The sequence below is a fragment of the Planctomycetia bacterium genome, assembly GCA_021413845.1.
In the GTDB taxonomy this organism is placed as follows: Bacteria; Planctomycetota; Planctomycetia; order Pirellulales; family PNKZ01; genus PNKZ01.
The window spans coordinates 31,157-45,799 of sequence record JAIOPP010000124.1 but is presented as its reverse complement, the minus strand read 5'-3'; the positions used below and the strand labels follow the sequence as shown (position 1 = coordinate 45,799).

The 14,643-nt window shown below is 62.8% G+C and carries 13 protein-coding genes; 9 read left to right on the top strand and 4 right to left on the bottom strand.

What is annotated here, in order from left to right:
* Positions 1–14 precede the first annotated feature (14 nt).
* Positions 15–497 (top strand): VOC family protein, encoded by a 483-nt coding sequence (locus tag K8U03_22005; protein MCE9607571.1) that lies wholly within the window; start codon positions 15–17, stop codon positions 495–497.
* 197 nt (positions 498–694) lie between these two features.
* On the opposite strand, the gene K8U03_22000 is transcribed toward K8U03_22005, so the two are convergent.
* Positions 695–1,819 carry a DSD1 family PLP-dependent enzyme gene (locus tag K8U03_22000; protein ID MCE9607570.1) on the bottom strand — a complete coding sequence of 375 codons (1,125 nt, stop codon included), beginning with the start codon at positions 1,817–1,819 and terminating at the stop codon, positions 695–697.
* 204 nt (positions 1,820–2,023) lie between these two features.
* On the opposite strand from K8U03_22000, the gene K8U03_21995 reads away from it, so the two are divergent.
* Genes K8U03_21995 through K8U03_21985 form a run of 3 tightly spaced genes read left to right on the top strand, consistent with a single transcriptional unit; the run spans position 2,024 to position 5,064 of the window.
* Positions 2,024–3,940 carry a beta-propeller fold lactonase family protein gene (locus tag K8U03_21995; protein MCE9607569.1) on the top strand — a complete coding sequence of 639 codons (1,917 nt, stop codon included), beginning with the start codon at positions 2,024–2,026 and terminating at the stop codon, positions 3,938–3,940.
* 46 nt (positions 3,941–3,986) lie between these two features.
* The gene (locus K8U03_21990; protein MCE9607568.1) at positions 3,987–4,595 is read left to right on the top strand and encodes a TlpA family protein disulfide reductase; all 609 of its coding nucleotides are present in this window, start codon (positions 3,987–3,989) and stop codon (positions 4,593–4,595) included.
* A gap of 43 nt (positions 4,596–4,638) precedes the next feature.
* Positions 4,639–5,064 (top strand): SMI1/KNR4 family protein, encoded by a 426-nt coding sequence (locus K8U03_21985; GenBank protein MCE9607567.1) that lies wholly within the window; start codon positions 4,639–4,641, stop codon positions 5,062–5,064.
* Between the two features lie 39 nt (positions 5,065–5,103).
* On the opposite strand, the gene K8U03_21980 is transcribed toward K8U03_21985, so the two are convergent.
* Together K8U03_21980 and K8U03_21975 are read right to left on the bottom strand one after the other, a co-directional pair.
* Positions 5,104–5,385: an antibiotic biosynthesis monooxygenase gene (locus K8U03_21980; GenBank protein MCE9607566.1), complete on the bottom strand. Its 282-nt coding sequence runs from the start codon at positions 5,383–5,385 to the stop codon at positions 5,104–5,106.
* A 149-nt stretch (positions 5,386–5,534) separates the two neighbouring features.
* The gene (locus tag K8U03_21975; GenBank protein MCE9607565.1) at positions 5,535–6,095 is read right to left on the bottom strand and encodes a hypothetical protein; all 561 of its coding nucleotides are present in this window, start codon (positions 6,093–6,095) and stop codon (positions 5,535–5,537) included.
* 577 nt (positions 6,096–6,672) lie between these two features.
* Between K8U03_21975 and sthA the strand changes: the two genes are divergently transcribed.
* The 5 genes from sthA to K8U03_21950 all read left to right on the top strand — a co-directional run bounded on the left by sthA (position 6,673) and on the right by K8U03_21950 (position 13,693).
* Entirely contained in the window at positions 6,673–8,070 is a 1,398-nt protein-coding gene (gene sthA, locus K8U03_21970) for a Si-specific NAD(P)(+) transhydrogenase (protein ID MCE9607564.1), read from the top strand.
* Between the two features lie 44 nt (positions 8,071–8,114).
* A complete protein-coding gene (locus K8U03_21965; protein MCE9607563.1) occupies positions 8,115–9,548 on the top strand; it encodes a Na+ dependent nucleoside transporter domain protein in 1,434 nt (477 codons plus the stop codon).
* A gap of 153 nt (positions 9,549–9,701) precedes the next feature.
* A complete protein-coding gene (locus K8U03_21960; protein MCE9607562.1) occupies positions 9,702–10,475 on the top strand; it encodes a glycosyltransferase family 2 protein in 774 nt (257 codons plus the stop codon).
* Positions 10,472–12,097, top strand: a complete 1,626-nt coding sequence (locus tag K8U03_21955; GenBank protein ID MCE9607561.1) for a hypothetical protein — start codon at positions 10,472–10,474, stop codon at positions 12,095–12,097. Before K8U03_21960 ends, K8U03_21955 begins: the two co-directional genes overlap by 4 nt.
* Positions 12,098–12,241: 144 nt before the next feature.
* The gene (locus K8U03_21950; GenBank protein MCE9607560.1) at positions 12,242–13,693 is read left to right on the top strand and encodes a GNAT family N-acetyltransferase; all 1,452 of its coding nucleotides are present in this window, start codon (positions 12,242–12,244) and stop codon (positions 13,691–13,693) included.
* Positions 13,694–13,789: 96 nt separating this feature from the next.
* Here K8U03_21950 and K8U03_21945 read toward each other — a convergent pair whose 3' ends face one another.
* Complete coding sequence (locus K8U03_21945; protein MCE9607559.1) at positions 13,790–14,599, bottom strand: glucose 1-dehydrogenase; 810 nt, start codon at positions 14,597–14,599, stop codon at positions 13,790–13,792.
* Positions 14,600–14,643 lie beyond the last annotated feature (44 nt).

The window sequence follows — 14,643 nt, the reverse complement described above, 5'->3', positions numbered from 1 at the left end:
GAGGGAGAAGTAACATGACGCCGGCGAAGAACACGATCTGCCTTTGGTACGACGGCGATGCCGAAGAAGCGGCGAAGTTTTACGCCGAGACCTTTCCCGATTCTTCCGTCGGCGCCGTGCATCGCGCACCGAGCGACTTTCACTCGGGAAAGCAAGGGGACGTGCTGACCGTCGACTTTACCGTGCTGGGCATTCCCTGCCTCGGGCTCAACGGCGGACCTGCGATCAAGCACAACATTGCATTCTCGTTTCAGGTCGCGACCGTCGACCAAGCCGAAACGGATCGCTACTGGAACGCGATCGTCGGCAACGGCGGCCAGGAGAACGCATGCGGCTGGTGCCAAGACAAATGGGGATTGTCCTGGCAGATCACGCCGATCACGCTGACGGAAGCGTTCACCGGTCCCGACCGTGCCGCCGCCAAGCGCGCATTCGAAGCGATGATGGAGATGACGAAGATCGACGTCGCCACGATCGAAGCGGCCCGCCGCGGTTGAGTGGGGTGGCACGGACAATTTGTCCGTGCGCCGCAGGCGCAAGAGGCCTGCTCGATTGCGCGGCCGTCGTCATAATTTTAGTAAGATCGACCCGAAGCGTTCGGAGTCGGTACTGCAAAATTCTCTTGCGCCTACGGCGCACTGACAACGAGTTGTCAGTGCCACCCAACTTTGCGTTGCTTTTATATCGTTAACGTTTATTGCAATCTTCCGCGCGCTTCCACCGGCCACACGTCGACGAGCTTCCCCTTGCGGAAGCAATAGAACTTATCGTGCAGCGCTACCGTCAGGTCGGCGTAGCCGGGGACGATCGTGAGGCGGTCGCCGATCTTGAGGTCTTGCGCCGTGGGGTCGAGCCGTAGGTCGCCGTGTTCGGCCGAGAGGCGTTCGATGTGGATGTCTTTGCGGTCGAGAACTTCCGGCGTGCAGACTTCGATGTTCATCGTCTTCCGGCCGGCGTCGATGATCGCCCGCTCCGGCGTCGGTCGGGCAACGATGGTGACCGGGATCGTCAGCGCGTATTGCAGCTCGGGCACGTTGCATTTGTGCCGATAGAAGGCGTCCATGAAGATCGCGCCGCCGGCTTGCACTTCCGTCACGTCGGCATGCGCGATCGAAATCCGATACGAGCCGGTGCCCGCACACGACACGATCGGGCACGGCAACCCGGCGGCGAGCAACTGCGCTTTCACGGTCGAGAGAATATCGAGCGCGGCATTGATCTTCGCCAATTTCTCGGCCGGGTCTTCGAGCGTGAGCAGATGCCCTTCGTAGCCCATGATGCCGGCGAACTCGATGCCCGGCATGTCAGCCAGCGCACGAGCGAGCGCGAGCGTCTGCTCGCCCGGTTGCGTGCCGACGCGCTTCAGGCCGATGTCGATCTCGATGATCGTGCGCACCTTCAGCCCCGCCGCGGCCATCGCTGCGCCGATCGGTTGGGCCTGATCGAGATGATCGACCGTGACGACCGGATCGGCGATCTTTCGCAAGGCAACCAACCGGCGAACCTTGCCGGGGCCGACGATCAAGTTCGCAATCAATAGATCGCGCACACCGCCGGCGGCGAGCACTTCCGCTTCGCCGAGTTTCGCGCACGTCGCGCCGAGCGCACCGGCCGCGAGTTCGGCTTTCGCTACGATCGGGCTCTTATGCCCCTTAGCATGCGGCCGCCACGCGACCCCCTTGGCGCTGCAGGCCGCGGCGACGGCGCGAATGTTCGCTTCCATGACATCGAGATCGAGGCATAAGAACGGCGTGTCGAGATCGTCGACGCTCGAACCGAGCAGCGCACGATCGGAAGGAGCAAGTTCGGCGGCAGCCATGCGAGGCGATCTCTCAAAAGGTGTGGGCGGGCGGGCGGGCGAGGTGCCGGCAGTGTACGCGACGTCGAGGGCGTTGCGAAGAGTGCGGCTTCGCTTGCTTGCGGTCTCCCGGCCGGCGACGTTACTATAAGGTCTTTCCCGCCGCGCGCTCCCCCGCCCTGCTCCGTCCTGCCCATTTGCCTTTTACGTGCGAGCCCGAACTTCATGGCGCTCTTCACCCGCAAACGGTTATCGATCTGCTTGGCGCTCGGCCTCGTAGCGGCTTCCGCGCTCGACCGCGGCACTCATTCGCCGACCGAACGGACAGCCCACGCCGCGGCACCGCAAACCGGCCCGCAATCGGCCGCCGCGCCGAATGCGCCGAGCTCGGTGCCGGCGGATCTGGATCGTTCGCCGGTCGATCTGCAACTCACTTCCGACGAGCGCTACCTCGTCACGGCGAATCAAAGCTCGAACTCGTTGTCGCTGGTCGACGTTGCGGCCGGGCGCGTGGTGGCCGAAGTTCCTTGCGGCGAACATCCGACCTCGCTCGCCATGCTCCCCGGCGGTCGACGCGTGCTCGTCGCCTGCATGTACTCGGGCACGGTCGAGCTCTATGAAATCGCCGCTCCGCTCCTTACGAAACCGGCCGGCTTGAAGCAGGTCGGCACGATCGACGTCGGCATGCATCCGGCCGGCTTGGCCGTAGCGCCAGGGGGCGCGAAGGCCTACGTCTCGCTTTCGGCCTCGGCGCAAGTCGCCGAGCTTGATCTGAAGAAGATGGAGCTCACGAAGAAGATCGACGTCGCGCGCTGGCCGCGGCAGATGGCTATCTCGGCCGACGGCAAACGGCTCGCCGTATCGACGAGCGGCGATCAGACCGTGAGCGTCGTCGACCTAGCGGCCGGCAAGCTGGATTTTCAACATCGAACCGGCGGCGGCATCAACATCGGCCAGCTCGAGATCGACAAAGCGGGCAAGCAGGTTTACTTCCCCTGGGTCATCTATCGCCAGTTTCCGATCACGCAGGGGAACATTCGCCTCGGCTGGGTCTTGGCGACGCGCATCGCGCGCGGCCTGCTCGCGAAGAACGAATATCGTGAGGCGATTTCCCTCGACGTGCCGGGCCTCGCCATGAGCGACCCGCACGGCTTCGCCTTCACGCCGAATCAGGAATGGATGGTCTGCAGCGCGGCCGGTACGCACGAACTGCTCGCTTATCGCTTGGCCGATCAGAAGTTTATGAGCGTCGGCGGACCCGGCGACTTGGGAGACCCGAAAGTTTATCGCGACCCGGAAAAGTTCTTCCGCGTGCCGCTCGCCGGTCGGCCGATGAACATTCGCGCGGCGAAGGACAACAAGCGGATCTTCGTCGCCAACTATCTGGGCAACAGCGTGCAGATCGTCGACTTGAAGAAGCGAGAAGTCGCGAAGACGATCTCGCTCGGCGGGCCGGCCGAGCCGTCGTTGGCACGGACCGGCCATGCTATCTTTCTCGACGCGCGGCGCAGCCTCGACCAATGGTACAGTTGCTATAGCTGCCACTGGGAAGGAGGCCCGAACTCGACCGTGATGGACACGCTGAACGACGGCTCCGACCGGACCTTCAAGACGGTGCCGAGCTTGGCGAACGTCGCGCGCACCGCTCCGTGGACTTGGCACGGCTGGCAAAAAGACATTCACGCCGCGATGCGCAAATCGCTGCAAGACACGATGCTCGGCCCCGAACCGACCGACGACGACGTCGCGGCGCTGGTCGCCTATTTCGACGGCGTTCACGCGCCGCCGAATCCGTATGCCGCGGCGGCCGCGAAGGATACCGGGCTCGCGACGGTCGTCGAGCGAGGCCGCGCGGTGTTCGAGGGTGCGAAGGCCGGCTGCGCGCGTTGCCATAAGGGAGACCACTTCACCGACGGCCAGATTCACGACGTCGGCCTGGGGGACGCGAAAGACGTGTATCAAGGGTTTAATACTCCGTCGCTCGTCGGCGTGTATCAGCGCGTGCGACTGCTGCACGACGGCCGTGCGAAATCGCTGGAGGAAGTTCTCACGGGGGACCATGATCCCGAGAAGGTAACCGGCAAAGGAACGCTGACGCCGGAAGAACGGGGCGACCTGATCGAATATTTGAAGACGCTGTAACTTGAAGACGCTGTAAGAAGAGCTTAAGCAAACAGGGAGCGATGCGATGCGCGTTTGGATGTTGGCAGCGGCGCTGTTGGTGCTCGGGTGCGATGCCCCGCCGGGGAAAGTCGCGGCGGCGGGGGGCTCCGGGGGCTCGAATGCCTCGGCCGGTTCCGGGAGCTCGGCGCAGAAAGCCGCTCCGGCTCCGTCGGCGAGCGCGGCACCCGTTGCTGCAGCGGCCGACGTTAAGCTCGTGCTCAAGAACTTCGACGAGGTTCAGGCCTTGATCGCGTCGAAGAAAGGAAAGCTCGTGATCGTCGATGCGTGGAGCACGTATTGCGAGCCGTGCATGAAGGAGTTCCCCGGCCTCGTGGGCCTGCACAAGAAATACGGACCGGAAAAGCTCGCCTGCATCTCGCTCTGCACGAACTACTCGGGCCTCGGCAAGCCGGAAGAAGAGCTTGAAGGGCCGCTCGAGTTCTTGAAGAAGCAAGGAGCGACGTTCGACAACATCCTCTCGACCGATGAAGACGAAAAACTCTACAAGAAACTCAAGATCGCCTCGGTCCCCTGCATCTTCGTCTACGATCGCGAAGGGAAGCTGCTGAAGACGTTCAACAACGAGGTGACGTACGCGGTGGTGGAAGCGTTCGTGGCGCCGTTGTTGAAGTAACGAGGCATCCGATACTCCTTCGGTTAACTAACCGATCGTTAGGATGAGGTACAACGTGACGCTCGATGATGTTTTTCGTGAATTACGAGACCGCAACGAGCCCGTGCCTTTACCAATGCGCTTGCCTACCGCCTCCGAGGTGGATGACGTTGAACGTCGACTCGCCGTAAAGTTTCCATCCGATTTTCGCCGCTATCTGCTTGAAGCCAGCGATGTGGTGTGCGGCCCACTTGAGCCCGTGACCATTACTTGTCCTGACTCACATACCGACTTGTTTAGTGTCATCGATGACGCCTGGGAGAGTTACGGCGTCCCTCGCAGCTTACTACCGATTTGCGAAAACAATGCAGACTTCTACTGCATCAATCCTGCGAATGAAGTTGTGTTCTGGTCACACAATGGCTGGTCGTCTGAAAAGTGGCCGAGCTTGGCGCACTGGATTCGAGATGTTTGGCTAGATTCAAACTGACAAACTACCCCGCAGCGAATCAAAAATCGTCGCACGGGCTTACAGCATCCCCGATTCCAGTTCGTCCAAGTAGTTGAACTCCGGCGACTTCACGCCGGCTTCTGCGCGAATGCGGACGAGCTGCGGCGATTCGAAGAAGCGTTTTGCATCTGCGATCGACGTCCACTCGGAGAAGTGCACGATCCGATTCGGGTCGGCGTGGTCCTTCAGCACTTGATAGCGCCGTTCGCCGGCCTCTCGGCGGATCGTCGCCGCGCCGTCGAAAATTTTCTTCCACGCAGCGTAATCGGCGACTTCGTGGATGATCAAAACGTGCGGCATGCGTGGCTTCCGTGTAAAGCTGCGATCGGTGGTAAGTCTTCAGCGCAATGCAGCGGGAATCGTCAACGAAAAAACCACGGCCGACTCTTGCGAGTCGGCCGTGGTCGATGAGCTTCTCATGAGTCGGCTTGCGGCTAACTCAGCGAATACTACTCGGCAGCCGAGTTGACGGCCTTGGCCGTGGCGGCGACGGCGGCGGCGTCGAACTTGCCGGCAGCGTAGCCGGTGCTCGAGATGACCTTGCCACCCTTGGCGATGATCACGGTGACTTCGGCGTCTGGGTTGATACCGTAGTTGGCCGGACCGTTTTCATTCTCGACCGGAACGACGACCGGAACCTTGGCGCTGTCGGCGCCGAGAGCCTTGGCGGTCTTTTCGGCGTCGGCCTTGCTGCCGATCACGTTGACGAACGCGGCCAACTTAGCGGCTTCGTTCTTCGTGACGGCCGTGTTCAACTCTTTCGAGAGATTCACGACTTCGGCTCCGCCCTTACGGGTGAAGACCATGACTTGCGGGCGGCCTCCGTATTTGCAGCGGTAGCAAAGGTCGTCGCCGACCTTGACGCCGTCGTCGGCGGCGCCGGCGATCTTCGTGACCGTGAACGGGCCGATGCCTTCACCGGCAGCCAAGCCGCTCTTGATTTCTTCGGCCGAAACGAAAGCGGCGCCGAACGACAAAGCCACAACGGCCAAACATGCGGAAAACTTCATAAGAGACTCTCCATGACAAACGGGGGTGCTAAAATCCAACGGGAACGATCCACAATCTATGAGACGCCCATGCCGAACGCAACTAGCGGCGGCATCTATTCGCCGCCGCTCGCCGATCGCTCATACATGAAGTTTCGAGCATGTGTCGAATGCGACGGGTACTTGAAATGATCGCCGCCGAGGCTCGGGCAACGGCTTGGTAACAGGCTCTACGGCCGGCGCAGGGAAGGGTTCGATGATTTTTCGATGAGAGTCTCGTTCGTCGGCTTGGGCTCGTTCCGGCCGGGAAGTGCTAGCGGCGCTTCGGCGGAATCCCCACCTTCGACTACGCGAAATGCCGCGAATTCGCTTTAAAGCGCGATGGTTCCCGAACGGAACCGCGGCCTCCCCGAAAGAGGTCGTCGATCATGAATGCTCCGTTCATTTGCTACAATTCCTGCCGCCCAGTTGCCGGGCCTGCCGATTAGCCGTCGCAGGCTTTTGCCGTTTCGGTTAATTTTCGCGAGACCGCAGCAACGCCGACGACGACTGCAACTCCACTTCGCATCACTTCTTAACGCTTCATAACGACGCATAAATGAACGAGCAAAAATTCGACCTGATCGTGATCGGAACCGGGCCCGGCGGCGAAGGAGCGGCGATGCAAGCTTGCAAGCAAGGCAAGAACGTCGCCGTGATCGAGAAGGCCGTGAAGCTCGGCGGCAACTGCACGCATAAGGGGACCATCCCCAGCAAGGCCCTGCGGTTCGCCATCTACCGGATGACCGAAACGAATCAGAACTCGCTCTATCGCGAAGCCGGCGTGACGGCGAGCTTCAGCTTCGCGCAGCTTCGTCGTTCGGCGGCGGCGGTCATTACGAAGCAAGTCGATATGCGGAAGACGTTCTACGAACGGAATCGCGTGCCCGTAACGGTCGGCACCGCGCGCTTCATCGATCCGTTTACGATCGAAGCCTTGCAAGACGACGGCGGCCGCAACGTGATGAAGGCCGAGGCGTTCGTCATCGCGAGCGGCTCGCGCCCCTACAGGCCGCCGGGGGTCGACTTCACTCACCCCCGCATCTTCGACAGCGACACGATTCTCGATCTGAAAGACACGCCGCAATCGATCACGATCTACGGCGCCGGCGTGATCGGCTGCGAATACACCTCGATGTTTCGCAACCTCGGCTGCAAGGTCAACCTCGTCAACACGCGCCAGAAGCTCTTGGAGTTTCTCGACGACGAGATCATCGACGCCCTCTCATACCACATGCGCGATCGGGGCGTGCTCTTGCGCCACGGCGAAGAATACGACAAGATCGAAGGTTGCGACGACGGCGTCGTCCTGCATCTTAAGAGCGGCAAGCAACTCAAGACCGAAGTCTTCCTTTGGGCCAACGGCCGCTCCGGCAACATCGAAGAGCTCGGGCTCGATAAAGTCGGCATCATGCCCAACAGCCGCGGACAGATCGAGGTCAACGAATTCTTTCAAACCAAGGTGCCGCACGTCTACGCCGTCGGGGATGTGATCGGCTTCCCCTCGCTCGCCAGCGCCGCCTATAGTCAAGGCCGCTCGGCCGCGACCCACTTCTGCGACGGCATGCTCGACCACATGCCGACGAAGTTCATCCCGGCCGGCATCTACACCAGCCCTGAAATCAGCTCGCTCGGCCTCACCGAACGGGAACTCACGGAAGCGAAGGTCCCATACGAAGTCGGGCACTCGCAGTTCAAGAGCTTGGCTCGCGCTCAGATCACCGGCCAAACGGCGGGCATGCTCAAGCTGTTGTTCCATCGGGAAACTCTCGAGATTCTCGGCATCCACTGCTTCGGCCAAAACGCCGCCGAGATTATTCACATCGGCCAAGCGATCATGTCGCAGCCCGGGCAAGGGAACACCCTGCTCTACTTCATCAACACCACGTTCAACTATCCGACGATGGCCGAAGCCTATCGCGTAGCGGCGCTGAACGGCTACAACCGACTCTTCTAAAGTCCACGCCCGACGACGACACTCTCGCTCGGAGATCGCACCCCTTGGAACCTTCGGCCGAGCCCGCGAAAGAAGTCGTCGGCGTTGCTCCGCAATTCGCCCCCACGCCGCGCTGGTGGCGGTTCGGCATCGTCGCCGGGGTCGTCGTGCTCGGAGTCGCGGCGTATGCGCTGCGCGGCACGATCGGCCCGCGCGGACAAGGGGCTTGCGGCGTCGCGTGCTTCATCGGCATCGTCGCAGCCTGCTCGGCCAACCTGCGCGCCGTGCGCTACCGCACCATCGCTTGCGGCTTCGCGCTCCAAGTCGCGCTAGCCCTAGTCGTGCTGAAGTGGGACCTCGGCTATCGCGCGTTCGCAGCGGTCGGCGGCGCGATCAAGCAGTTCCTCGACTTCACCGGCGTCGGTGCGAAGTTCGTCTTCGGCAAGCTCGCCGATCCCGACGCGATGGCCGGCGCGTTCGGCCCCGACGGCGCCTTCGTCTTCGCGTTCACGGCGCTCCCGGCGATCATCTTCATCTCGTCGTTCTTCACGGTCCTCTATTATTTCGGCATCTTGCAGTTCTTCGTTCGGCTGATGGCTCGCGCGATGATGTATCTGATGGATACCAGCGGCGCAGAAACCCTCTCGGCCGTGGCGAACGTCTTCATGGGTCAAACCGAAGCCCCGCTGATCGTGAAGCCGTACGTCGTGCGCATGACCCGCTCGGAGTTGTTGGCGCTGATGGTCGGCGGCATGGCGACCATCTCCGGCGGCATGATGGCGGTCTATATCCGCATGGGGGCCGACGAAGTCGCGATCCTCGCGACGAGCGTCATGGCCGCGCCGTGCGGCTTGTATCTGGCGAAGCTGATGCTGCCTGAAACCGAACTCCCCGAGACGCACGGCCGGGCGAAGATCCGCTCCGAGAAACTACACGCCAATGCCATCGATGCCGCAGCGGCCGGCGCGAGCGACGGTCTGCATATGGCGCTCAACGTCGGCGCGATGATCATCGCGTTCCTCGCGTTCATCGCCTTGATCGATGCCCTGCTTGCCGGCATCAAGCCGGGCCTCATCTCCTGCGGCCTCGCTGCCGATTCGCTCACGTGGTGGCCCGACCGCTTCTCCCTCGCATATCTATTCTCGCATCTCTTCGCCCCGGCCGCGTTCCTCATGGGAGCCGAGCCGAAAGACGTGCCGCTGCTTGCCGACTTGCTCGGCACCAAGCTCGTAAGCAACGAGATGATCGCGTTCATGAAGCTCACGGCCGGCGGCGCAGACGGCTATCGCGACGTGATCTCGCCGCGCGGCTACGTCTTGGCGACCTATGCGCTCACCGGCTTCGCCAACCTCGCCTCGCTCGGCATCTTGCTCGGCGGTGTCGGGGCGATGGCCCCTTCGCGCCGCGGCGACCTCGCGGCTCTCGGCGGACGGGCCCTACTCTGCGGGTTTCTCGCCACGCTCATCAATGCCGCCGTCGCCGGCGTGTTGATGGATTAAAGCATACGGAACCGGACGCTAACGCGTTCCGGCTGACGGCAACGTCGCCTGCCGGCCGTTCGTTGCCTTCGGCTGGGTCGACACCTAGAATGGCACGTGCCGTTTCGGCGGCAAAGCTCATCGAATACCTTCTCTCGCGGCCGAGGCCTTGCAATGACTCGATTTCTGACGGCCTTACCGGTCTACAACGAAGTGAAGCATGTCCGCGCGGTCGTCGATGAGGTGCGCCGCCATAGTCGCGAGGTCCTGCTCGTCGACGACGGCTCGACCGACGGCACTTCGGAACTGCTCGACTCCGCCGAGTTCCGCTCGTTGGCGGGGGTCCATGTCGAGCGGCATCCGAAGAACCGCGGCTACGGAGCCGCGCTCCGCACGGCGTTCGACTACGCGCGCCGCGAAGGCTACGAAATCGTCGTCACGATCGATTGCGACGGCCAGCACCAGCCGCAACGCATTCCGATGTTCGTCGAAGCCTGCGCGGGCTACGACATCGTTTCCGGCAGTCGCTACTTGCAAGACTTCGAGGGAGACAACGAAGCGCCGGCCGAGCGGAAGCGCATCAATCAACAACTCACCGCCGAGCTCAATCGCCGCTTGAACCTCAACCTCACCGATGCCTTCTGCGGCTTCAAAGCTTATCGGGTCGAAGCACTCGACAAGCTCCAAGTGAACGAAGCCGGCTATGCGATGCCGCTCGAGCTGTGGGTGCAGGCCGCGCATGCGAAGCTCCGGATCCGCGAGCTGCCGGTGCCGCGCATCTATCTCGACGAGAATCGTTCGTTCGGCGGTTCGCTCGACAACGGCTGGACGCGGCTCGAATACTACCACTTGGTTCTCGATCGAAGCTTCGCCCGCATCGGGCTCGGGAGCTGCGAAGGGGAACTCTGGACCGGCACGCTCCGACAGCGCGAGGGTTGTGCGGGATGAGCCGAGGCCGGCTTAGCGCCCCACGCGCCGACGGCGGCGTCTTGATCGATCCCCCTTGGTCGGTGTTGCCGGAACTGATCGCGCACAATCGCGCGGCGCATTCGGCAACCGGCCGAGCTGAGATCGCGGGCCGACCTTTAACTTCGCTCGCCGCCGATGCTCGCGCCCGGTTGCTCGTCGAAGCTTTCGACTACACGACCTCGTATCGCAACGCCGCGCGTCCGAGCGGCGAGCGCGTGTTGCTTGCCGGCCACCAGCCCGAGATGTTTCACGTCGGCGTCTGGGCCAAGAACTTCGCGCTGGCACGGCTCGCGCGCGAAACCGATTCCGCAGCGATCAATCTCGTGATCGACGGCGACACGCTCAAGAGCCCGTCGCTCCCCGTGCCGACCGATACGCTGCGGGAGCCGCGCGTGGAGAACGTGCCGTTCGATGCCGCGACGGAAGAAATCCCCTGGGAAGAGCGGGCCGTTGCCGATCGTGATCTGTTCGGCAGCTTCGGGCGCCGCGCGGCGGAAACGCTTCGGCCGTTCATTGCCGAGCCGTTGTTGAACCAGGCTTGGCCTGCGATCGTCGCGGCTACCGAACGGACAGGCCGCATCGGACTCGGCATCGCGCAAACGCGTCACGCTCTCGAAGCGGAATGGGGCCTGGAGACGCTTGAGTTTCCGCAAAGCCGACTCTGCGATACGCCGGAGTTTCGTACGTTCGCTTGGCATTTGCTCGCCGACCTGCCGCGCTTCGTCGAAGTTCACAATCGAACCCTCGTCGAATATCGCCGCCGAGAAAACATTCGCAGCACGCATCATCCGGTGCCGGCTCTCGAAGCTTCGGACGTGTGGCTCGAAGCCCCGCTCTGGCTTTGGACCGCTCAAGACCCGCGCCGGCGCCGCCCGATGGTGCGCCGTGTCGCCGACGAAATCGAAATCACCGATCATCGCGACACGACGTTTCGCCTTCCGACTTCCGGCGCCGATGCGCCATACAAAGCCGCGGCGATCTTAGCCGAACAGGCTACCCGCGGCGTTCGCATTCGGAGTCGGGCACTCATCACCACGATGTATGCGCGGCTCGTCTTGAGCGATCTCTTCCTACACGGCATCGGCGGCGGGAAGTACGACGAGCTCACCGACCTGTTGATCGAACGCTATTGGGAAGTCCCCGCCCCGAGCTACGCCGTCGCCACGGCAACCCGGCGGCTGCCGATTCCACCTGAGAGCGGAACTTCTCGCGCACACGACGTCGCCGTCGACGAGCCGGCCGTGCGCCATAAGCTCTGGGAGCTTACGCATCATCCCGAGCGCTCGATCGATGTCGGTTCGCTTTCAAACGCCGATACCGCCGCGCGGGCCGGTGCGATGATCGCCGAGAAACGCGTTCTGACCGCTGCGGAACCGACGCGAGAATCGGCTCGCGCCCGTTGCCGCGCGATTCGCGATCTCAACGGGGCGCTGCAAGAATTCGTCGCCCCGGAGCGTGAGCGCTGGACGAGCCGGCTCGCCGATGCGCAGCAAAACGAACGTGCTCAAGCGGTGCTCGGCTCGCGCGAGTACAGCGCCTTTTTATTTCCGGAACGGGATGTCCGTGATTTTTTGCTAGCAATCGGAGCACAAGGGCGTTAAGTTAACGGGCGAATAGGATTGGTCTTGACAACAGAAGGGATTCTGACCATGCGCCCCGGCACAATTGCGGACGATGCCCTAGCCACGAGGGCCCCGCTTGCCCGACCTGTCGACCGGTTATCCACAGCGAAACCAATCGTCGGCTTGAATGAGCAAAAACCTGCGGAAACGCCCCGTCCGGCCCCTCGCGCCGCGAAGACGACTGCCGGCCCGAAGGAGAACGCCGGAGAGAATTCCGCGGATTCTCCTTACATCTGGCCGCTCGGTGTCGCCGCCGCGCCGCAAGACGTCGTGCGCATCGGACCGGCCGGCGCCGGAGACCATGCCGGAATCCATCAGCTGCTCTCGGCCGTGTTCCATGCACCGTCGAAAGACGATTTCGCTTCGTCGCTCGAAGACCCGCTGTATGAACCGTGCGATCGGCTCGTCGTGAAGCGCGGGATGCAGGTTCTCGGCCATGCGCACTTGGCGCAGCGCGTCGTTCGCTTCGGCAACGAAGCGCTCCCGGCGACGGCGCTGCACCGTCTCGGCGTGTTGCCCGAATGCCGCGGTCGCGATTACGGCCGGCGATTGCTGGAGCAAGCCGATGCCGCGATGGCCGCCGACGGCTCGGTGCTCGGAATGCTTTCGACCCGCATACCGCATTATTTTCGTCGGAGCGATTGGGTCGTCTGCATGCGGCATAGCCATGCGCAAGTCGGCGCGCGCGACCTGTTGGCCCAGCTTTCCGTGCGCGGCTTCGCGCCGCACGGCATCGACGAAGAGATCACGATCCGCCCGTGGCGGCATGTCGAGCTGCCGTCGCTCGTGCGACTCTATCAAGAGCGCACCGCCAAGGCTTACGGACCTTACGAGCGAACCGAAGCCTACTGGCGCTGGCTCGTCAATCGCTATGCCGACCATGTGTTCGTCGCGCTCGCCGGGCCGAAGCGCTTCGACTTCGATTTCGACGACGGCTCGATCGTCGGCTACGTCGTCCAGCGCGACGACTCGATCTTAGAGCTCGTCGCTTCGGACAAACATTGCGGTGTTCAAGAGCGCCTGCTGGCGCGAGCCTGCGGCGATGCGATCGAGCGCGACCATCATGTCGTGCGGCTGCATCTGGCTCCCGACGAACCGTTGTGGAGCGCCGTCGAAACGGCCGGCGGCATGCTGCACCGGACGGAAGCCTGCGACGGCGAAGTGACGATGGTCAAGCTCTTCGATCAACCGGAATTCCTCCGCCGACTTTTGCCGACGCTACACGAGCGTCTCCGCGAAGCCCTTTCCCCCGCAACAGCGACGGCCGAAGCGGAACCGGCACGCAGCGAAGAATTGGCCCGCGCCACCGAGCTCGGCATCACGGTCGGCGACATGCGACTTTGCCTGATGATTTCGCGCCGGAGCGTGAAGCTCATCTCCGGCAGCTCGACGAAGACCTGGATTCGCCTCAGCTCCGCTGACTTCACGCGTCTGCTGCTCGGACACCTCGACATCGACGAAGCCGCGGCCTCGGCCCGACTCAAAGCCTCGTCGCAACGGGCCCTGCGCCTCGCCTCGGCACTGTTTCCAAGACTCCCGCTCTGGCACCCGCCGCTGGATGATTTGCTCGTTTGAAGAAGGGGTCAGGGGTCGGTAATGCGGCTCGCGTAGTCGCTGATCGTTCAATAGCACCGGGTGCATACCCGGTGCCCAGCTCCGCGACGATCGAACTCACAGCGCCTTCTCGATCGGCCACATGATCCCGCTGGAGAAGCCGCCGTCGACGAAGACGATCTGGCCCGTCATGAAGGCCGAAGCTTCCGACGCCAAGAAGATCGCCGTGCCGATCATATCGTCGGGCTTGCCGAGCCGGCGGAGCGGCGTGTTCTCGGTGTTCCACTCCTGCATCATTGGGTTCGACCAGAGCTTCTTCGACAAGTCGGTGAGGATGAAGCCCGGCGCAATGGCGTTTACCCGAATGCCGCGCGGCCCCCACTCCATCGCTAGGACGCGCGTCATGTGTCCGAGCGCCGCCTTGCTCGCCGCATAGGGCAAGACCCACGGCAACGGCCCATGGTTGTTGAGCGAGACGATGTTGATCTGACTCCCTCTGCGCCGCTCGAGCATGTGCCGCCCGACGACTTGCGACAGGAAGAAAGCGCCTCGGAAGTTCGTTCCCATGATGAAGTCGAAGTCTTCTTCGGTGACGGTTTCCGAGCGCTTCCGGCGGTTCACTCCTGCGACGTTCACCAACGTGTCGATTCGGCCATGCTCGGCTAAGATCCGATCGACGAGGGGCTGCATCTGCGCCGCATCGGCCACGTCGCAGCCGATGCCGAAGCACCGGCCTGCGTTCTGCGCGACCGACTCCGATGCCGCGATCTCGACGGCTGCTTGCTCGGCGACTGTGCCGTCGCGACCGGTCACGACGACGGTCGCCCCGCGCGCACAGAACCCTTCGGCGATACTCCGGCCGATGCCGCGAGTTCCTCCGGAAACCAACACCACCTGGCCGGACACATCGAAGAGCGCATCATTCATGGCGAAGCTCGAAGCAAGAGAGACGGCAAGAGAGAAGCAGTGAA